The sequence below is a fragment of the Marinomonas primoryensis genome, assembly GCF_013372285.1.
Classification (GTDB): domain Bacteria; phylum Pseudomonadota; class Gammaproteobacteria; order Pseudomonadales; family Marinomonadaceae; genus Marinomonas; species Marinomonas primoryensis.
On the sequence record NZ_CP054301.1, the window covers coordinates 1,032,428 to 1,052,279 of the forward strand.

At 43.1% G+C, this 19,852-nt stretch carries 17 protein-coding genes; 6 read left to right on the forward strand and 11 right to left on the reverse strand.

Annotation, left to right across the window (positions count from 1 at the left end):
• Positions 1–67: 67 nt before the first annotated feature.
• The 9 genes from MP3633_RS04795 to MP3633_RS04835 all read right to left on the reverse strand — a co-directional run bounded on the left by MP3633_RS04795 (position 68) and on the right by MP3633_RS04835 (position 9,125).
• Positions 68–484, reverse strand: a complete 417-nt coding sequence (locus MP3633_RS04795) for a GNAT family N-acetyltransferase (protein WP_176334684.1) — start codon at positions 482–484, stop codon at positions 68–70.
• Between the two features lie 9 nt (positions 485–493).
• The gene (locus MP3633_RS04800) at positions 494–1,687 is read right to left on the reverse strand and encodes a cupin domain-containing protein (protein WP_176334685.1); all 1,194 of its coding nucleotides are present in this window, start codon (positions 1,685–1,687) and stop codon (positions 494–496) included.
• Positions 1,688–1,781: 94 nt separating this feature from the next.
• Positions 1,782–3,155 (reverse strand): adenylosuccinate lyase, encoded by a 1,374-nt coding sequence (gene purB / locus MP3633_RS04805; RefSeq protein ID WP_176334686.1) that lies wholly within the window; start codon positions 3,153–3,155, stop codon positions 1,782–1,784.
• 167 nt (positions 3,156–3,322) lie between these two features.
• Entirely contained in the window at positions 3,323–5,542 is a 2,220-nt protein-coding gene (locus MP3633_RS04810; RefSeq protein ID WP_176334687.1) for an NADP-dependent isocitrate dehydrogenase, read from the reverse strand.
• A 277-nt stretch (positions 5,543–5,819) separates the two neighbouring features.
• The gene (gene hflD, locus MP3633_RS04815; RefSeq protein WP_112140341.1) at positions 5,820–6,449 is read right to left on the reverse strand and encodes a high frequency lysogenization protein HflD; all 630 of its coding nucleotides are present in this window, start codon (positions 6,447–6,449) and stop codon (positions 5,820–5,822) included.
• Positions 6,450–6,492: 43 nt separating this feature from the next.
• Positions 6,493–7,620 (reverse strand): tRNA 2-thiouridine(34) synthase MnmA, encoded by a 1,128-nt coding sequence (gene mnmA, locus MP3633_RS04820; protein WP_176334688.1) that lies wholly within the window; start codon positions 7,618–7,620, stop codon positions 6,493–6,495.
• 76 nt (positions 7,621–7,696) lie between these two features.
• On the reverse strand, positions 7,697–8,101 hold the full coding sequence (locus tag MP3633_RS04825; RefSeq protein ID WP_176334689.1) for an NUDIX domain-containing protein: 405 nt from the start codon (positions 8,099–8,101) through the stop codon (positions 7,697–7,699).
• Positions 8,037–8,747: a pseudouridine synthase gene (locus tag MP3633_RS04830; RefSeq protein WP_176334690.1), complete on the reverse strand. Its 711-nt coding sequence runs from the start codon at positions 8,745–8,747 to the stop codon at positions 8,037–8,039. The genes MP3633_RS04825 and MP3633_RS04830 overlap by 65 nt, the downstream gene beginning before the upstream one ends.
• Positions 8,748–8,870: 123 nt before the next feature.
• The gene (locus MP3633_RS04835) at positions 8,871–9,125 is read right to left on the reverse strand and encodes a cold shock domain-containing protein (protein WP_112140334.1); all 255 of its coding nucleotides are present in this window, start codon (positions 9,123–9,125) and stop codon (positions 8,871–8,873) included.
• A gap of 331 nt (positions 9,126–9,456) precedes the next feature.
• Between MP3633_RS04835 and clpS the strand changes: the two genes are divergently transcribed.
• Complete coding sequence (clpS, locus tag MP3633_RS04840) at positions 9,457–9,807, forward strand: ATP-dependent Clp protease adapter ClpS (RefSeq protein ID WP_112140332.1); 351 nt, start codon at positions 9,457–9,459, stop codon at positions 9,805–9,807.
• A 20-nt stretch (positions 9,808–9,827) separates the two neighbouring features.
• Positions 9,828–12,083, forward strand: coding sequence for an ATP-dependent Clp protease ATP-binding subunit ClpA (gene clpA / locus MP3633_RS04845; RefSeq protein WP_176334691.1), 2,256 nt, complete (start codon positions 9,828–9,830; stop codon positions 12,081–12,083).
• 88 nt (positions 12,084–12,171) lie between these two features.
• Here the strand turns inward: clpA and infA are convergent, their stop codons facing one another.
• Together infA and aat are read right to left on the reverse strand one after the other, a co-directional pair.
• Positions 12,172–12,390, reverse strand: coding sequence for a translation initiation factor IF-1 (infA, locus tag MP3633_RS04850; protein WP_012070936.1), 219 nt, complete (start codon positions 12,388–12,390; stop codon positions 12,172–12,174).
• Positions 12,391–12,614: 224 nt separating this feature from the next.
• Entirely contained in the window at positions 12,615–13,358 is a 744-nt protein-coding gene (gene aat / locus MP3633_RS04855; RefSeq protein WP_176334692.1) for a leucyl/phenylalanyl-tRNA--protein transferase, read from the reverse strand.
• 603 nt (positions 13,359–13,961) lie between these two features.
• Between aat and MP3633_RS04860 the strand changes: the two genes are divergently transcribed.
• The 4 genes from MP3633_RS04860 (at position 13,962) to MP3633_RS04875 (ending at position 19,823) form a co-directional block, all read left to right on the forward strand.
• On the forward strand, positions 13,962–14,867 hold the full coding sequence (locus MP3633_RS04860) for a hypothetical protein (RefSeq protein ID WP_176334693.1): 906 nt from the start codon (positions 13,962–13,964) through the stop codon (positions 14,865–14,867).
• A 175-nt stretch (positions 14,868–15,042) separates the two neighbouring features.
• Positions 15,043–17,763, forward strand: a complete 2,721-nt coding sequence (locus MP3633_RS04865) for a DNA translocase FtsK (RefSeq protein ID WP_176336732.1) — start codon at positions 15,043–15,045, stop codon at positions 17,761–17,763.
• A 60-nt stretch (positions 17,764–17,823) separates the two neighbouring features.
• A complete protein-coding gene (gene lolA / locus MP3633_RS04870) occupies positions 17,824–18,456 on the forward strand; it encodes an outer membrane lipoprotein periplasmic chaperone LolA (protein ID WP_176334694.1) in 633 nt (210 codons plus the stop codon).
• Positions 18,456–19,823, forward strand: coding sequence for a replication-associated recombination protein A (locus MP3633_RS04875; protein ID WP_176334695.1), 1,368 nt, complete (start codon positions 18,456–18,458; stop codon positions 19,821–19,823). Before lolA ends, MP3633_RS04875 begins: the two co-directional genes overlap by 1 nt.
• Positions 19,824–19,852: the final 29 nt, after the last annotated feature.

The window sequence follows — 19,852 nt, forward strand, 5'->3', positions numbered from 1 at the left end:
CAAAAAAGCGAGCGATCCTAAAATGGTCGCTCGTTTTTTTTTATGTTATTAACAACCGATTACTGTTTTAAATTTCTCTTATCATGCGGATGTGCATTTTTCCCGCTTCTAGAAAGATTTTACCATCCGTGTGGAAATTTTGTTTTTCATAAAAAGTTTGTACATCAACTTGAGCGTGCAAAAACACCGTTCTAATGCTCATTTCTCTAGCCACTTTTACTGCTCTGTTTAGCAGCATTTCACCGTAGCCCTGATGGCGATAAGCGGGCAAAACAGCTAACCGTCCGATTTGTCCATCCTCAGTTAATCGGCAGGTTCCCGTCGGAACGGCCGTGGTGCCAAAAGAGACAAAGTGAACGGCTTCTTTATCATGCTCGTCCCATTCGTCTTTGGGGTCTATGCCTTGCTCAATAATAAAGACTTGCTTGCGCACGAAGGTGAGTTGGTCTGTGCTGCTGTTCCAGTCTGATGTTAATACTTTCATGTTGTCCTCTTATTCTTCTGGCGCGACAAGCTCGATGATACCTTGCTGGCAAATTAGAAATCGCACGAGAGGCTCTAAATCTTTATTTTGATTTAAATCCAACCCTGAAAAATCAAACTCAATTTGATCTGTAATAGCTTGAACGAAAGGCGCTAATTCATTGCTGATTTCTAGACTCTCGCCATTGCAAAAAACGCGCATGGTATTGTCATTGGTTAACAGATAGTAACAAATGCGAGCATCGCCAGGGCGAATAAAGGTTTGCCCTTGTATGGCGCTTTCAAACGCTTCATTTAGCTCTTTACCATTCAATGGTGCCAAATATTCAGGGTATTTGCTTTCGCTCATGGTTTCACCTAACCAGTTTGCCAATAAGTCTGGTTGATTGATTAAGCGAGTAAGTTCTGCCTGTAAATAAGCAATATCGTCTGAATGAATTTGCGCGTTGTGCTCTCGTTTACCCGTTTCTGGTGCCGCAAAACGATCTTTTACATTGACTGTTTCGCATAACTTATCTCGAACGCCAGTTAATGCATCTTGCAAGCTAGGCGCACGGAAACCGATGGAGTAAGTCATGCAATCATCATCCATAGCGCGGCCATTGTGGGCAAAATTAGGCGGTAAATATAAAATATCGCCTGCTTCAAGCACCCAGTCCATGTCTGGGGTGGCGTTGAAATTATCTAAAATATGTAAGGAAATATCTGAAATAGCGGTATCTTGGTACTCTTCCGGTGCGAGTACTTGCCAGCGGCGCTTCCCAGCAACTTGCGCTAAGAATACATCGTATTGATCATAGTGAGGGCCAACACTGCCGCCTTCGGTTGCGTAGCTGACCATTACATCGTCTAAACGCCAGCTTGGTAAAAATTGAAATTGTTCTTTTAGTGTCTGGATTTCAGGAACCCAATGATCGACCGCTTGAACCAGTAGTGTCCACTCTTTTTCAGGTAAAGTTGCAAAAGTACTTTCATCGAATGGGCCTTGTTGTGTTTCCCACGGTGTTTTTCCATTTTCGATAACAATACGTGACTCGACTTCTTCTTCCATCGCCATGCCTGCCAGTTCATCGGCTTCCAGTGGCACGTTAAAATCTACTAGACCAGCACGAATGAGCAGTGGTTTTTTTTGCCAGTACTCATTCAAAAAGGTTTGCGCTGTCATGCCGCCAAGAATCGTTAAAGGCGTCGTTAGATCTGTCATAGGTGGCTCACGAAAATAAAAAATTAGTTTGGAATACAAAGACAAAAAAGAGCCGATAAATCGGCTCTTTTTTGTGGTTTCTTAAAAGCTAAACTTAGTTACGGATAGCTTTCGCTTGTGCAATGGCATTACCAATATAAGTGCCTGGTGTTAATGCTTTTAGTTCTGCTTTTGCTTGTTCAGGCATGTCTAGCGTCTCAACAAAGGCTTCAATCGTCGCTTGGTCGATCGTACGGCCACGAGTTAACTCTTTTAGTTTCTCGTATGGAGACTCAATGCCGTAGCGACGCATTACCGTTTGAATTGGTTCAGCCAACACTTCCCATGCAGCGTCCAAGTCCGCGTTTAGACGAGGCGCATTGATTTCAAGTTTGCTGATGCCTTTGAGCGTGGATTGGTAGGCAATTAAACTGTGTGCCAAGCCAACACCTAGGTTACGCAATACCGTTGAATCCGTTAAGTCACGCTGCCAGCGAGAAATTGGCAACTTCGCGCTTAAGTGGCCCATGATGGCGTTCGCAATGCCCAAGTTACCTTCGGAGTTTTCGAAGTCAATCGGGTTAACCTTGTGTGGCATGGTTGATGAACCAATTTCACCTGCAATCGTTTTCTGTTTGAAGAAGCCCATAGAAATATAGCCCCAAACATCTCGGTCGAAGTCGAGAAGAATGGTGTTGAAACGACACATAGCATCGAATAATTCTGCGATGTAATCGTGTGGCTCTATTTGAGTTGTGTATGGGTTCCAAGTCAAACCAAGAGACGTCACGAACGCTTCGGCGTGAGCTTGCCAATCGACGTCCGGATAAGCGGAAAGGTGAGCGTTATAGTTACCAACCGCGCCGTTTATTTTGCCTAAAAATTCAATTTTTTCAATTTGTGTCAGCTGGCGACTAAGACGAGCTGCCACGTTGGCCATTTCTTTGCCTACCGTTGAAGGAGAGGCGGTTTGTCCGTGTGTGCGAGACAACATAGGTTGTTCCGCGTGCTCAATCGCAAGGTCTTGAATGGCTGTAATAATATTTTTCAGTTCTGGAACAATGCCTTCTTCCAGCGCTTCACGAAGCATTAATCCGTGAGATAGGTTGTTGATGTCTTCTGACGTACAAGCAAAGTGTACAAATTCAGAGACAGCCGCCAATTCTACGTTGTCAGCCATTTTATTTTTAATAAAATATTCAACGGCTTTGACATCGTGATTGGTGGTTTTCTCAATGTCTTTAATGGCTTGAGCATCTGCTTCGCTGAAGTTGTTTGCCAATTGATCCAAGAAAGCGCTCGCTTCATTGCTCAATGCTGGAACTTCGATGATTTGTGGGTGCTTAGCAAGCGCCTGTAGCCAGCGAACTTCGACTATGACTCGCATACGTAGCAAACCGTACTCGCTCACAGAGCGACGTAATACGTCCGTTTTCGATCCGTAACGACCGTCGATAGGGGAAATTGCATTTAAGCTAGTTAGTTCCATTGAGATAACGCCTCGAACATGGTTTTCAGGGAGCGGCTATTATAGGCAAAAGGGCTGAGGTAATACAGGGATTCGGGGAATGTATCGACATAAAAAAGCCCGGATGCCCATTAAATAATAAATATTTAAAGGGCATCCGGGCTTGGTTTTACAAAGATCTTTTTAATTTATAGAGACGCTAATGCTTGGTTGAAGGTGTTACTTGGACGCATTATCTTAGTCACTTCTTCAAGATTAATATGATAATAACCAGATAAACCAGCAGGCTTGCCTTGTACCGCAGCCAGTTCAGTAACGATGGCTGTTTCTTTCGCTGCTAACACTTTTGCCAAAGGTGCAAATTTAGTAGCAAGCTCCGCATTCTCTGTTTGAGTAGCCAATTCTTGAGCCCAGTACAGAGCTAAGTAGAAATGGCTACCACGGTTGTCGATTTCGCCAGACTTACGAGAAGGAGACTTGTTGGTGTCTAATAATTTACCGGTTGCTTTGTCTAGGCACTTAGCAAGAATAATGGCTTTCTCGTTGTTGTGCTTGATACCAAGCTCTTCAAAAGACACAGCCACGGCCAGGAATTCACCTAGTGAATCCCAACGAAGGTGGTTTTCTTCCATAAGCTGTTGAACGTGCTTAGGAGCAGAACCGCCAGCGCCCGTTTCATACATGCCGCCGCCTTCAAGCATTGGAACGATAGAGAGCATTTTCGCAGAGGTACCTAATTCCAAAATTGGGAATAAATCCGTTAGGTAGTCACGAAGAATGTTACCTGTCACTGAAATAGTGTCTTCGCCACGAATGATGCGCTCCATAGAGAAACGAATCGCTTCGTTGTAAGACATAACACGAATGTCTAGACCGTTTGTATCATGGTCTTTTAGATACGTTTCAACTTTATTGCGAAGCTGATTATCGTGAGGACGATTTTCATCCAACCAAAAAACAGCAGGTGTATCAGACTGGCGAGCACGAGTAACGCCCAATTTCACCCAATCTCGGATTGGAGCATCTTTCGTTTGGCATGCGCGCCAGATATCGCCTTTTTCAACAGCGTGTTGCATTACAATATTGCCGTTAGCATCAACAATACGCATTGTGCCGGCGGCTGCAATTTCAAACGTTTTATCATGAGAGCCGTATTCTTCTGCTTTTTGCGCCATTAGGCCAACGTTTGGAACCGTACCCATAGTGACGGGGTCGAACGCGCCATTGGTTTTACAAAAATTAATCGTTTCTTGGTAAATGCGAGCGTAAGTGCTGTCTGGAATAACGGCTTTAGCGTCATGTGCTTTACCGTCACGTCCCCACATTTTACCGGAGTTACGAATCATTGCTGGCATAGAGGCATCAACAATAACGTCACTTGGCACGTGTAGGTTAGTGATGCCTTTGTCTGAATCAACCATGGCTAATTCTGGACGAGTATCGTAGCAAGCTTGGATGGCTTGTTTGATTTCTTCTTGTTTCGCTTCTGGTAGTGTTTGGATCTTATCGTAAACACTGCCTAGACCGTTGTTAGGGTTCACACCTATTTCTTTAAACAATTCACTGTATTTTTCGAAAACGTCTTTGTAGAAAACTGTGACAGCGTGGCCAAATACGATTGGGTGAGACACTTTCATCATGGTTGCTTTTAAGTGCACAGACCACATGATGTTGTCTTTTTTCGCTTCTTGTAGGGATGCTTCGAAGAAAGCGCGAAGCTTGGCGCAGCTGATGTTCATGCTGTCTAGTATTTCACCTGCGAGAAGTGGAAGTGATTTCTTCACTTCAATTGAACCGTCCTTTCCAACGAATTCAATCTTAACCGTTTGAGCAGAATCCATTGTTACGGACTGTTCAGAAGAGTAAAAATCACCATCGCGCATATAGTCGGCGTGAGATGTTGATGTTTTGCTCCATTTACCCATTGAGTGAGGGTTTTTACGAGCGAAGCCTTTTACGGCGGCAGGAGCGCGTCGGTCAGAGTTACCTTGGCGTAGAACAGGGTTTACCGCGCTGCCCAATACTTTAGAGTAACGCGCTAATATGTCTTTTTCAGCGTCAGTTTGTGCATTTTCTGGGTAGTCAGGAAGGTCGTAGCCTTGTGCTTTAAGCTCTTTGATGGCCGCATACAGTTGTGGCAAAGAAGCACTGATGTTAGGCAGTTTTACAATATTAGCTTCAGGAGAGGCGGTTAGATCGCCTAAGAATTTCAAACCATCTTCCGCTTGCTTATCTGCAGGCAATAGGTCAGAAAAAGAAGAAATAATACGGCTTGCCAAAGAAATGTCAGTCAGTTTAAGTTCGATGTCTGCTTCTTTTGCGAAAGCGCCAAAGATAGGAAGCAAAGACGCTGTAGCAAGTGCTGGTGCTTCATCGGTTAACGTGTAGTAAATGGTTTGTTTCGACATGTAGTTCCCCTTACGTTTTAGACTGTTTTATAGTTAGCCTATTGAATCTAAGATGGCTTTTAGCCGCCATTCTCTATTTTAATTTTTTAAACAGAAAACGAGTTCACAGGTTAAAAATTTGCTCAATATAGTACCTAAAAAACGCGGCTAGAGATATCGGCTCTATTGTATACTCGAAATTGATTTCAGTTATTCAATATCCAGACACAACCGCTTATTCTATTTTTTCGCCTCTATTTAATAGGCATAAAAAAAGACCCGATGGGTCTTTTAAGTACTAATTGCGTGACTCTAACGCATTCAGTAATGCTTTTCTTTTAAATATCAAATGCCAGCGTTTACCACCAAGTTGTCGCCATAACATCGCGGCTCGAATACCAGACATTAGGATGGCTCGAACTTGGTTGGCCACCTGTGGCTGCTGTAAGAACCGACTGTCGCCATGTACTTGAATACGAAATGACAATTTGCTCAAAGTATCTTGGTACATACCTGAAATTGAAGCGAGCATGTTTTCATGTAATACGCTGTCGTAATGTGCTTTCTTTTGCTCGATTTGAGCAATTTTTTGACCAATAAGAGGTAGCATGTTGGGCGCTTTAGACAGCTTATGTTCAAGGTGAATCAAACTAAGGGCGTATCTTAGTGTGTCAGGGTTAACACTGCTGCGTTCTTTGCCTAGGGCTTGTCGAGAGATTTTCCTTCCTAGGGCTAGATTACTCTGACAATCCCATTGGCCGCCATAAACATCTTCGGTAGAGGCGGCATTAACCATTAAAATACTGTCTAACATCGGCTGTAGGCTGGCGTTATCTACTTGCCCTGTTTTTGCCAAAATAGACACCAATTCTGCCGCTTGAAAAACAGCGGATAGGGCGATGGTTTGCTCTTTTTCTCTACTACTCACGTATTTTTCTCTCAATTACTTAAGGTGATAGGGATTCTGGAAATTATTTATTAAAAGCAACGTTGATGATACCGCCGCCAAGGCAGCGGTCGTCTAGGTAAAAAACCACGGATTGGCCCGGTGTGATGGCACGTTGTGGTTCAACAAAAGACACTTCAACCCGACCATCGGCCAATTCATTAATCGTACAATCTTGATCTGGCTGACGATAGCGACACTTTGCTTTACATGTTAGTGGGAGTGTTGGTTTTTTTCTGGCAACCCAATCAAAATTATCGGCAATTAAATGCGTCTTAAATAACGACTCATGTTGTCCACCCTGGGTAACGATTAAAACATTCCGTTCTAAATCTTTTTCAACCACATACCAAGGATCATCAGAGTATTTAGCCAAACCGCCAATGCCTAAACCTTGGCGTTGACCAATTGTGTGATACATCAAGCCATGGTGGCGAGCGATTTTGTCGCCTTCTAGTGTCTCAATGTTACCTGGTTGTGCTGGTAGATATTGTTCTAAGAAGTCTTTGAAGCGACGCTCACCGATAAAACAAATACCGGTACTGTCTTTTTTGTTGTGAGTGATAAGGCCAAATTCTTCAGCTAAGCGGCGGACTTCTGTTTTTTCCAGTTCTCCAACCGGAAAGAGTGTTTTTGCTATTTCATCTTTACCCACAGCGTATAAAAAATAACTTTGATCTTTGTTGCCATCTAAGCCTTTCAGAAGAAGCGGCTCGCCGTCTTTTTCGCCACGACGAACGTAATGCCCCGTTGCGATGTAATCAGCGTTCAGTGCCACAGCGTACTCTAGGAAAGCTTTAAATTTGATTTCTTTGTTACACAGAATATCTGGATTAGGGGTTCGGCCTGCTTTGTATTCTTCTAAAAAATGTTCGAAGACATTGTCCCAGTATTCTGATGCAAAGTTTGCGGTATGAAGTTTTATCCCCAATTTGTCCGACACGGCTTGAGCGTCGGCAAGGTCATCTATTGCCGTACAATATTCTGTGCCGTCGTCTTCGTCCCAGTTCTTCATGAATAGGCCTTCAACCTGATAACCCTGTTGTATCAGTATAAGGGCTGATACGGAGGAATCGACGCCACCAGACATACCCACAATGACTTTTTTATCGTGATTGGCTGGTTGATCTGTTAGGTATAGACTTTCTTTCATGACCTGTTTTTTCTCGACTGTTAATTTAGTAAAACGAAGAGGCGTAGCCTCAGTGAATTGGATTGCACATTGTACTTCATTTTTGTAAGGTCGGCACAGGCGACAAGTGCTGATCTGACAAGAAGGATAAGGAAATAATGGGGTTGTTTAACGAATCTTCAATGCACGTTTTAATTAATGGGCTGCGATGCGGTAAAGCCATGATTTCGTCATAAGTTAACCAATGACGAGAGACAATATCGTCGTCAAGTGGTTCATAGGTATCGTTTACCGGCTCACATAAAAAACACAGGCGATGATACGTGTCTGCACCGTTGAAAGGCGTGAAAGCGTACATGCCTAGTAAGCCAATGGGTTTGACAAGCCAGCCTGATTCTTCCCGTGTTTCTCTGATCACGGCGTCGATGGCGCTTTCGTTATTTTCGATGTGTCCGGCTGGTTGATTTAGGACGAGTTGGCCGTCTTGCCATTCCTTTATCATGAGGAACTGTTGGCCTTTTTTCACTAACGCTGCGACGGTTAGGTGAGGAAGTTTTTCTCTTTCTTTGTTCTTCAAATTGAATGACCTCTTTTAACAGGGTTTCAGTTGGCTCTATGTAGTTCCACTGCCCAACTGGCGTATTATCAAGAGTATACGGACCAATGGCGTAGCGAATTAACCTCAATGTGGGAAAGCCAACGGCCGCTGTCATTCGGCGTACTTGTCGGTTTTTACCTTCGCGAATTTCTAAGGATACCCAACTTGTAGGGATGTTTTCTCTGTGCCGAACAGCGGGTATTCTGTTCCAAAGATCTGGTGCAGTCATGCGTTCTGCTTGGGCGGGTTTGGTGAGTCCATCTTTTAATTCAACGCCTTGCCTTAGTTGTGCCAATGCGGAATCTGATATTTCACCTTCTACTTGAGCCCAATAGGTTTTAGGAAGTTTGAAATCGGGTGATGCAATAACATGCTGTAAAGCCCCTCGATCAGTCAATAGTAATAATCCTTCCGAATCAAAGTCGAGTCTGCCTGCAGGGTAAAATTCTGGCGCTTCAATGTACGCTGCTAGCGTAGATTTATCACCTTCTGCAGAGAACTGGCTTAGTACACGAAAAGGTTTGTTAAATAGAATTAAGTTAGAAGACATGTGCTCAGTGTATGGTTAGAGTGGATAAAAGAGACGAAAATATGTGGTCGAGTAAAATTATCTTACTTCTCATGATGAGAGGTAAGATAACAAATCCATACGGGGATGGCGACGCGATTTATTTTATGCAGGTTGAATGTTTGGGCTACTTATTTGAGCATCCTCTTTTTCGGCATCTGTCGGGTTAATTTCTATCGCGTGCAGGCCTCTTTCACCGGGCTCGACATCAAATGTCACCGGTTGCCCGGCTTTTAATGTTTTGTACCCTTCAATGTTGATCGCAGAATAATGAATGAATAAATCTTCATTAAAATCCTCTGACACAATAAATCCATAGCCTTTCGCATTGTTAAACCACTTCACTGATCCGTGATGCATGAGTTACTCCTTCTCCACTCAGTCGATGTTTGCCCGTGTGCTATCGAACCGTTTGTCAATAAATAGGTAGTGATGGCCATAGGCGCCCTATAAACATAGCCCGGATAGCGTAGATTACTAAATAGGTTCAAATTGTCTTTAACGAATCGATGATAGAATTTTGTCGACTAACATTGATTACGTATGTGACCACCCCAATAAAAGCGTAGAAGGCATTTTGGTATTTGTAAAATCCAAGTGGTAGTCTGTAACGTATAAGAAGTCGTATATTAAGTAGTAATGCGCCAGATTTGGCAAATTATGTGAAGAATTGTAGCCTCAGAGGCATGGGATGATTGTAGATCAGAAAATTAGACTAGTATCAGAAGAAGATGAGCAACAGGGGCATTCCAGTATTGCGATTGCTCCAGAAGAAACCGAATTAAAGCCACCTTCGATGTATCAGGTAGTTTTATTTAATGATGATTATACGCCAATGGACTTTGTCGTATTTATTTTACAGCGTTTTTTCTCTATGGAAGGGGAGAAGGCTAATCAGGTCATGTTAGAAGTACATGCAAAGGGGAAAGGCGTTTGTGGTGTTTACCCTTTTGATATTGCTGAAACGAAAGTAGCAATGGTACAACAGTTCGTGGAACAAAATGAGCACCCCTTAATGTGCGACCTACAAAAGGTTGACTGATTCAGAGTGAGGGCATAGCAATGTTAGATAAAGAACTAGAACAGACCCTGAATACGGCTTTTAAAGCGGCGCGCGACAAGCGCCATGAATTCATGACGGTAGAGCATTTATTGTTGGCTCTTATTGAAAACAGCGCAGCCTCAAGTGTACTTAAGGCATGTGGTGTGAATTTAGAAACCTTGGGTAAGGAGCTTGAGGAGTTTGTTGATAGTACAACACCGCTAATTCCTGAGGATGATGACGAGCGCGAAGTACAGCCTACTTTAGGCTTCCAACGCGTACTTCAACGTGCGGTTTTTCATGTTCAATCTTCTGGAAAGCGAGAAGTAACAGGCGCTAACGTGCTGGTGGCTATTTTCAGCGAACAAGAAAGCCAAACGGTTTACCTGCTGAAACGCCATGGTGTGGCGCGTATTGATGTTGTCAATTATGTGGCGCACGGTATTTCTAAAACGGGCGAGGCGGCTTCTCAAGACATAGATCAAGAGGACGAAGCGGAAGACACGACAACGACACCGCTTCAAAAATTCGCGACCAATCTTAATGAAGAAGCCAAAGCAGGTAAAATCGACAAACTGATTGGCCGAGAGTATGAAGTTGAGCGAGTGATCCAAACACTGTCTCGTCGACGTAAAAATAATCCGTTATTAGTTGGCGAATCGGGCGTGGGTAAAACCGCGATTGCTGAAGGTTTGGCGAAGCGCATTGTAGATGGGCAAGTGCCGGATGTTATTGCTGATGGTATTGTCTATTCATTAGATCTTGGTGCTTTATTGGCCGGAACGAAATATCGTGGTGATTTCGAAAAACGCCTTAAACAACTTTTGGGCGAATTGAAAAAACTCCCGAATGCGATTTTGTTTATTGATGAAATTCATACCATTATTGGCGCTGGTGCGGCTTCTGGTGGGGTGATGGACGCGTCTAATCTGCTTAAGCCTGTATTGAGTTCTGGTGGTTTACGCTGCATTGGCTCGACGACTTTCCAAGAGTTTCGTGGGGTGTTTGAAAAAGACCATGCCTTAGCACGTCGTTTCCAGAAAATTGATGTGAACGAGCCAAGTGTTGATGATACCTATCAGATTTTGAAAGGCATTATTGGCGCTTTTGAAGAGCATCATAAAGTGAAATATGAAGAGCCTGCTCTATTGGCGGCCGCAGAGCTTGCTCAGCGCTATGTGACAGATCGTCATATGCCTGACAAAGCCATTGATGTTGTGGATGAAGCGGGAGCGTATCAGCGCTTGCAGCCAGAAGATAAACGTAAATCGGTCATTACCGTATCGGATATTGAAGATATCGTCTCTAAGATCGCGAGAGTGCCTGTCAGAGCGGTTAACTCGGACGACAGACAAGTCTTGTCTAATCTTGAGCGCAATCTGAAAATGGTGGTCTTCGGACAAGATAATGCGATTGGTTCTTTGTCAGCAGCGATTAAACTGTCCCGAGCAGGTTTAAAAGCAGAGGAAAAACCAATTGGCTCCTTCCTAATGGCAGGACCAACGGGGGTGGGTAAAACCGAACTGACGAAGCAGTTGGCCAAGCAGTTAGGTCTAGAGTTGATTCGCTTTGATATGTCCGAATATATGGAACGTCATGCGGTGTCTCGATTGATTGGTGCGCCACCGGGGTATGTTGGTTTTGATCAAGGTGGTTTACTAACCGAAGCAGTGACAAAGAATCCTCATAGCGTCGTATTGTTAGACGAAATCGAAAAAGCGCACCCTGAAGTCTTTAACTTGCTTTTGCAGGTCATGGATCACGGTACGTTGACGGACAACAATGGCCGCAAAGCGGACTTCCGCAATGTGATCTTGGTTATGACGTCGAATGCGGGTGCAGAAGAGCTTGCTCGTCGTTCTATTGGCTTCTCGAGCCAAGACAACTCGACTGATGGTATTGAGGTGATTAATCGGATGTTTACGCCTGAATTCAGAAACCGCCTAGACGCAGTCATTCAGTTCCAGCAACTTGATGAACGCATCATCTTTAATGTGGTGGATAAGTTCTTGGTGGAGTTGCAGGCTCAATTGGACCCTAAGGGTGTTCTTCTAGAGGTCTCTGACACAGCAAGAGGTTGGTTGGCGAGTAAAGGTTATGACCGTCAGATGGGGGCTCGTCCAATGGCACGAGTCATTCAAGAGCATCTGAAGAAGCCGTTAGCGGATAAGATACTCTTTGGCGACTTAAGCGAGGGTGGTCATGTGAAAGTGTCTTTGGATGACAAGAGTGACGAGTTGAAGTTTGAAGTGATAAAAGAAGCGGTTGTGTATTAAGTATTAAGGCAATCGTTGAACATAAAAAAACCGGACAGTGTCCGGTTTTTTTATGTCTTACATTTAAACGATTTTAAAAAAGCTTAAATTAACGAGCACGATAAACGATGCGGCCTTTTGAAAGGTCGTAAGGTGTTAGCTCTACTTTTACTTTGTCGCCAGTCAAAATACGAATGTAGTTTTTACGCATTTTTCCAGAGATATGAGCAATTACAACGTGTCCGTTTTCTAGTTCGACACGGAACATGGTATTAGGCAACGTATCAATGATAGTGCCCTCCATTTCTAAGCCTTCTTCTTTTGCCACAATATGTGTCCTATGGTTTTAACTTATATTTAGTAGACGCCGACCATGCCTTATTCGGAGGTCTACAGACGAAGGGAAAAAGCGTTTCTCTTTCGTCAATTGAGCGCTAAATTCTGAAATCATGATGTTTATTTAGCGACGCCTGAATTTTGATCGAGCGTATTTTGCCTAAAAACGCAGCGTAAGGCAAACTTAGTTGTGTTATTGCGGTGTCTATTTTTATGCTAAATGCGTTGTTTATGAGTTTTTTCACCCATGCTTAGCAGGCTTAAGTTTTTTTGTGTGCTTGTTATTAGTTGTTCTAATTTAGTGGAAAATTCTTTTCTTGGTATTAGTTCTGCACCCAGTGACAGTAAATGGTCAGATTCTACTTGGCAATCAATCAGTTCTATGTGGCAGTCTTTTGCGAGTGTGCAAAATGTCTTTAACGCAATTTTTGACGCATTGGGTTGCAGTGAAAACATGGATTCACCAAAAAAAAGTTTTCCCAGCGCGACACCGTAAAACCCACCGGCCAGTTTGCCGTCTAACCATATTTCAATGGAATGGGCATAACCCAATTTGTGTAACTCAATATAAGCATTTGTTATATCACTTGATATCCAAGTGCCTTCTTTGTCTGCTCGTAGGGCGGAGCAATGACCAATTACGGATTCAAATTCTTGGTTGACGGTAAACATCCATGGATTTTTTTTAAGTGCTTTTCTCAGTGAAGTAGATGTGTGGAATTGTTCCGGCCTAAGAACACAGCGTTGCTCAGGGTGCCACCATAAAATAGGGTCTGGTTCACTAAACCAGGGAAAAAAGCCTTTACTGTAAAGGTGTATTAAACGAGTCGAAGAAAGGTCGCCACCAACAGCGGATAACCCCTCAGGGTCCTGTAGCGCTTTATTTGGATTGGGCGTGTCATAGGGTGACTCTGACAATAATATGAGTTCATGTTTTTCGTCAACAGAAGAATCTAGCATTTTCTAATGGCTGTCCTGGGTAATTGTGATTTTGAGATATTATTGCCCTAAAAGGAATTGTGCTGATTATTAACTGCGCCTTAATTATAAGTTTTTTTATTTTAAAAACCACAGGTTCAAAAAATTATGAAAAGTGCTAAAGAATAAAAACTATCTACCGATACTCATAAAAGTAAGGAAGAAAAGATATTCAGCTTGCGACTTATTGACACAATGTTATGCTTAATACGAAAGAATGTGCATGAATAAGTAAAAAACATTGTTCCTCTCGGTCCTTTTTGAACGTTTTTCATCCAACAAAGGGTGTAAAATGAAAAAAAAGAGAAAAAAAGAGAAAAAAAGAGAAAAAAAGTGCAAGGAATGCTTGACCAGTAATGGAAAACTTGGTTTTAATCGGTGCAGTCTCAAATTGTAATTCGAAACAATAATTGGATGCGATGTTGAGAACTACAAGATAATCGGCTTTTTTGGCAATTGTCATAAAAGTGAAACTGATCGGTTTTAATATGCATGCGTCGTTGATTTAACAACGTTTCATGCGTAGATGAAAATCAGTAAATAGGTCTACAAGACCACATAATATAATATAAAGGGGAATCTTGAATGAAAGCGATTAAACTTGCTTCTGTGTTTGCGGTAACTGCTGTTGCAGTTGCTGTTTCTTCAGCTACTTTTGCAGCTGAGCCAGTTTTTAAAGGTACTGCAGGTCTTGAATATCAGTCTTTTGAAGAGGATAGCACTAGTTCTGACCAAGCTACTTCTCGTGGTGAAGTAAATATCATCGGTGATACTGGTGTTGTTTATTTTGATCTTGATATGGAAGGTTCAACCGCTAAAACAAACTCTAGTGGTGCTACTGTAAGAAATGATACTAATGGCAACACTTCTTTCAGTTTAGATGAAATCTACGTTAAGCAAGGTGCTGTTCATTTTGGTGACTTTGATGGCACTATTCTTGATAGCGTTGCTTACAGTGCTGGCGTTGAGCAAGACGAAGACGTTGCTAAAGCAGATTTTGGTGATGACCTAGGTATTCGTTACATGGTTAGCGACGAACTAACTGTTGCACTTGAAATTACTGAAGGTACAAACGTTGGTACATTGGCTGTAGCTTACTCTACTGAAGTTAGCGGTTTGACTCTTGGTGTATCTGCAGGCTATAAAATGTCTGATGATAATCTAGATGACCAGCTTTTAACTGTTGGTATTAAAGCACCTCTTGGTATGGCTACTTTCTCTTCATTTGCTCGTGTTGGTTCTATAGCTGATGCAGACATCATGCATTATGGTGTAGGTCTAGACTTACCAGTTACTGAACAGTTAACTCTTGCTGCTCAGTATTACACTAAAGATGGTGAATCTGCGGTAGGCACTGATGAAGTTGATCAAGGTATTGCTGAAGTAACTGCTTACTATGCAGTTGGTGATGTTAAATACTACGCATCTTACGTAGATTTTGAAGCTGATGGCTCTGATACCTCTGTAGTTGGCGCTAAAGTTTCTTTCTAAGACTTTTATTTAGAAGGCTTTCTTTACAAGGAGAAAACCTTTCTTAGTCAAAGCGAAAGCCAGCCCTTTGGGCTGGCTTTTTTTATGGTAAGCTTAGCGAACTTGTGACTCCGCTTAATGGGGTATGTTTTGTTTTGATTAGCATAAAATAGGAAGGCGCGTTGTGTCAGAAGAAATGAGTGAGTCGGTACGATCACCAATTTGGGAGTTGTTTGCCAAACAAGCGGCGTTTATTGCGGCTTTATTGTTTTTATTCTTTTTTGGTTTGGCGACCTATACCTACAGTCCAAATGATGCTGGTTGGTTCTATTCCGGTAACGGCACTGCCATTCAAAACTCCATGGGGCCAATCGGTGCTACCATTGCGGATTTGACGTCTGGTTTTTTCGGTTCTTTATTTTATTCTTTGCCTCCATTGTTTTTTTGGGTTGCTATTATCATATGGCGTAACCCTCACTCTCTGTTGCCATTAAATAACGCCTTGCTTTGCACTATCGGTAGTATTTTGTACTTATCCTTTGCGTCTGTTTTGTGCTTCTTACACACGGTTGGTGAAACGGCCCTTCAATATGGTGCAGGTGGCATATTAGGCCATGGTTTAGGGAAATTGTTATACGGTTTTATCGGTTACGACGGGGCTACGTTAGTCAGCTTGGCCTTGGTTATTTTGTCTTTTACTTTATTGGCTCAGCTGCATTGGTTGAGTTTGATGGATAGCTTGGGTGAAAAAACGTTTAATTTTGTTATGTTTGTTCGTCAAAGATGGGCAAGTAATCGCGAAGCCAAGGCCAATAAAAAAATAGAAGCAACAGGCGTTGTTTCGGAAGAGGCTGAAGAGCCCGCTATCATCCGAAAAAGAAGAAAGGCGAAATCTGAACCTGTCTCGAGTGAACAACATACTGGTAATGTCCTGTTTGAAGATCCTCAGTTAGAGGGTGCTCTTTCTGAAGACATACCTTTTAAAGGCAGCAGAGATAAAAAATCAAAATTTGCTTTGTCGTCTTTATTCTCAAAATCTAAAAAATCATCAGCTGAAACAGAGTCGCTTAAATCACACGAAGAACCTGAATTTGGTGGCTTAGACACATTATCGGTCGATGATAATGATGGGGTGAATTTTGGCGATACACTGTATATTGAAGAATCTTGGACGGCGCCAAGTGGTAAGCCTCCAGTATCTGATTCAGCCGTGGCTAAGTCTATTCCTTCGAGTATTGATCAAGGTGAGCGTCACGAAGAGGCTTCAACTAGCCTTTCCAAGGAACAAGCAGATGCCATGCTGTTTAATGATAATCCAGCGTCCACAATCCCACCTGCGCATAAGCCCGCATTTCGCACCTTGTCTGAAGCGAAACAACTGGACTCTCTAGGTGGTCCTTCTTCAAATGATGACGAGAGTCGTCAAAATACAAAAGCTTACTCACTGCCAGATCGTTCTGTATTGACTACGCCAAAGCCTAAAAAGGGTGGGTACTCGGAAGACGAATTATTGGCTTTGTCGGAATTATTAGAGCGTCGATTACAGGATTTTGGTGTCAAAGCGGATGTGGTAGAAGTGAACCCTGGTCCGGTTATTACACGGTTTGAAATTCAGCCAGCTCCGGGTGTGAAGGTGTCACGAATTACCAACTTAGCAAAAGATCTTGCACGATCCTTGAGTGTGATGAGTGTTCGTGTGGTTGAAGTTATTGCTGGAAAATCTACCATAGGCATTGAGATTCCTAATCAAGTTCGGGATACAGTGTATTTTGCTGAAGTGATTAACTGCGATGCGTATGATCGATCTTCATCTCCGCTGACCTTGTCTCTTGGTCATGATATCTCCGGTGAGCCTGTTGTCGTAGATTTGGCAAAAATGCCTCATGTTCTGGTGGCTGGTACAACGGGGTCGGGTAAGTCTGTCGGCGTTAATGCGATGATTTTAAGTATGCTGCTGAAGTCCACGCCTGATGAAGTGCGCATGATCATGGTCGACCCAAAAATGCTTGAATTGTCGATTTATGAAGGTATTCCTCACCTTTTAACACCGGTTATTACGGACATGAAAGACGCGGCCAACGGCTTGCGTTGGTCGGTAGATGAAATGGAGCGCCGTTATAAATTAATGTCTAAATTAGGTGTGCGTAATATTGCGGGTTATAACAAAAAAGTGCGTGATGCCATTGAGGCGGGTAAGCCAATTGAAGATCCTTTGTGGCAACCGGAAATGGCGATGTTTTCCGAAGACGGCGTTGCTCGCACGGTTCCGCATTTAGAGTCTTTGCCTTACATTGTGATTGTCGTGGATGAATTTGCCGATATGATGATGATTGTTGGTAAGAAGGTTGAAGAGCTGATTGCTCGTATTGCGCAAAAAGCAAGGGCCGCCGGTATTCACCTAATATTGGCGACTCAGCGACCATCCGTAGACGTTATTACCGGTTTGATTAAAGCGAACATTCCGACACGAATGGCGTTTCAAGTGTCCTCAAAAATCGATTCTCGTACTATTTTGGATCAAGGTGGTGCGGATCAGTTATTGGGTATGGGGGATATGTTGTATCTTCCGGCTGGCTTGCCAACTCCAATACGAGTGCATGGTGCTTTTGTGTCCGACGAGGAAGTGCACGCCGTGGTAGAGGAGTGGAAGCAACGTGGTACACCTAACTACATAAATGATGTAGTGGTGAATCCAGAAGACTTGATGTCCGGTGATGACAGTGAAGATAAAGACGCACTTTATGACGAAGCAGTGAAAATTATCATAGAAACGCGTAAAGCTTCTATCTCATCGGTTCAACGTCGTCTTAAAATAGGTTACAACAGAGCAGCGAATTTGGTTGAAGCCATGGAAGCGGCTGGTTTGGTTGGACCTATGGGAACCAATGGCCAGCGTGATATTTTAATTCCGGAATAAAAAACAATTATTTAAGCCTTTTTTTATAGGCTCTTATTTATAATAAAGTTTTGGAGAAGTATGTTGATAAATAAATTAGTCGCCATGGTTGTATTGAGTATTGTGATCGCTTTCCAAGCGGTGACGATACAGGCGGAAGAGCAAGCAGCAGATTCAATTGAAAATTTATTAGAAAGCAACCGAAATATTGAAGGCGAGTTTCGCCAAGTAACCTACGATGAAAAAGGCAAACAGTTACAGGTAAGTGAAGGTATTTTTCTTTTAGCGAAACCCAATCAGTTTGTGTGGGACAGCGTGACGCCTTTTGCCCAGCGTATTATTTCTGACGGTAAGATGATAACTGTCTGGGATGTGGATTTAGAGCAAGCTACAAAAAGACCATTGTCTGGCGCAGTTGGAAACTCTCCTGCGGCCTTACTGGGGCAGCCTGCGAACCAGGTACTTCCTCATTATAATATGACTAAACTGGGTGAAGAGAAATTTCGCCTTGTGCCTAAAGGTGATCAGGATTTGTTCCAGAATTTGACGCTGTCTTTTAGAAATAAAGTCATTAGTGCAATGAGTATTCTCGATTCGCTTGGGCAAACGACGGTGATTGAGTTTAAAAATGTTGAGTATCATGAAGGCGTTGCCAAAGAAAATTTTGTCTTGGATCTGCCTGATAATGTGGATGTGATTGAAGAAGGTCAGTGATGAAAGATCTTTTTTCCGATGTGCCAGCGGAGGCTTATCAGCCTCTTGCCGCCAGAATGAGACCTTCTAGCCTTGATGATTACATAGGGCAGTCGCATTTGGTTGGTCCAGGAAAACCTTTAAGGAGGATGGTGGAAACAGGACATTGTCATTCTTTTATTCTCTGGGGGCCGCCAGGTGTCGGGAAAACGACGTTTGCGCAATTATTGTCCCATGCCCTTGACGCACAATTTATTGAAATGTCAGCGGTCATGTCTGGTGTGAAAGAGATTCGCGCCGCGGTTGATCAAGCTAAACAATCGCGCATGATGAGCGGTGCTCAAACAGTGTTGTTTGTAGACGAAGTGCATCGCTTTAATAAATCCCAACAAGATGCATTTTTACCTTTTATTGAAGACGGCACTTTCTTATTTATTGGCGCGACAACGGAAAATCCAGCGTTTGAATTAAATTCTGCCTTATTATCGCGAGCGCGTGTTTATCGCTTGAAAACACCTAGCGTAGAAGACATTCAGCTTGTTCTTGTGCGCGCACTACAAAGCCATGAAAAAGGTATTGGCGCTTATTCTCAAGGTGATGGTTTTCAAATTGATGAGTATTTTCTTACGGTGTTGGCTCAAGCGGCCGATGGTGATATTCGTCGCGGTTTAAATTTCTTGGAAATTTTATCTGACCTTGTCGAGCCAGGAACGAAGGTTACCCAAGAGCAGTTGGAAGATGTGTTGGGCGGTAGCGTGCGTCGTTTTGATCGAAAAGGCGATGTCTTTTATGATCAAATCTCGGCGTTCCATAAATCTGTTCGAGGGTCCTCGCCAGACGGTGCCTTATATTGGATGGCAAGAATGCTCGACGGTGGTTGTGATCCTTTGTACATAGCACGTCGCTTGCTGGCCATTGCGTCAGAAGACATCGGCAATGCCGATCCAAGAGCCTTGCAAATAGGCTTGAACGCTTGGGATGTATTTGAGCGCCTTGGTCCGGGAGAGGGCAATAGAGCCATTGCTCAAGCGGCAGTGTATATGGCTAGTGCCCCCAAGAGTAACGCGGTTTACCAGGCCTTTAATCAAGCAATGTCAGATGTGGCAGCGCAACCAAGTTATGAAGTCCCTGTGCATTTGCGTAACGCGCCAACGTCACTGGCTAAAAGTATGGGTCATGGCGATGAATACCGTTATGCGCACAATGAAGAGCACGCTTATGCCGCTGGGGAAAACTATATGCCGGAAGAGTTGGCTAATATGCGTTATTATCAGCCGACTGATCGCGGTTTAGAGAAAAAAATCAACGATAAGTTGGCTTGGTTGTCTGAATTAGACGATCAGAGTCCGCTTCAGCGCTATACTGATTTATTAAGAAAAGATGGTTAACTACGAGAAAAGTTAGTGACAGAAAGCGC

Excerpts from the sequence above, each read along its gene's own strand:
- MP3633_RS04795 (WP_176334684.1), bottom strand. The coding sequence starts at position 484 with ATGAAAGTATTAACATCAGACTGGAACAGCAGCACAGACCAACTCACC.
- MP3633_RS04800 (WP_176334685.1), bottom strand. The coding sequence starts at position 1,687 with ATGACAGATCTAACGACGCCTTTAACGATTCTTGGCGGCATGACAGCG.
- purB (WP_176334686.1), bottom strand. The coding sequence starts at position 3,155 with ATGGAACTAACTAGCTTAAATGCAATTTCCCCTATCGACGGTCGTTAC.
- MP3633_RS04810 (WP_176334687.1), bottom strand. The coding sequence starts at position 5,542 with ATGTCGAAACAAACCATTTACTACACGTTAACCGATGAAGCACCAGCA.
- mnmA (WP_176334688.1), bottom strand. The coding sequence starts at position 7,620 with ATGAAAGAAAGTCTATACCTAACAGATCAACCAGCCAATCACGATAAA.
- MP3633_RS04825 (WP_176334689.1), bottom strand. The coding sequence starts at position 8,101 with ATGATAAAGGAATGGCAAGACGGCCAACTCGTCCTAAATCAACCAGCC.
- MP3633_RS04830 (WP_176334690.1), bottom strand. The coding sequence starts at position 8,747 with ATGTCTTCTAACTTAATTCTATTTAACAAACCTTTTCGTGTACTAAGC.
- MP3633_RS04835 (WP_112140334.1), bottom strand. The coding sequence starts at position 9,125 with ATGCATCACGGATCAGTGAAGTGGTTTAACAATGCGAAAGGCTATGGA.
- clpS (WP_112140332.1), top strand. The coding sequence starts at position 9,457 with ATGATTGTAGATCAGAAAATTAGACTAGTATCAGAAGAAGATGAGCAA.
- clpA (WP_176334691.1), top strand. The coding sequence starts at position 9,828 with ATGTTAGATAAAGAACTAGAACAGACCCTGAATACGGCTTTTAAAGCG.
- aat (WP_176334692.1), bottom strand. The coding sequence starts at position 13,358 with ATGCTAGATTCTTCTGTTGACGAAAAACATGAACTCATATTATTGTCA.
- MP3633_RS04860 (WP_176334693.1), top strand. The coding sequence starts at position 13,962 with ATGAAAGCGATTAAACTTGCTTCTGTGTTTGCGGTAACTGCTGTTGCA.
- MP3633_RS04865 (WP_176336732.1), top strand. The coding sequence starts at position 15,043 with ATGAGTGAGTCGGTACGATCACCAATTTGGGAGTTGTTTGCCAAACAA.
- lolA (WP_176334694.1), top strand. The coding sequence starts at position 17,824 with ATGTTGATAAATAAATTAGTCGCCATGGTTGTATTGAGTATTGTGATC.
- MP3633_RS04875 (WP_176334695.1), top strand. The coding sequence starts at position 18,456 with ATGAAAGATCTTTTTTCCGATGTGCCAGCGGAGGCTTATCAGCCTCTT.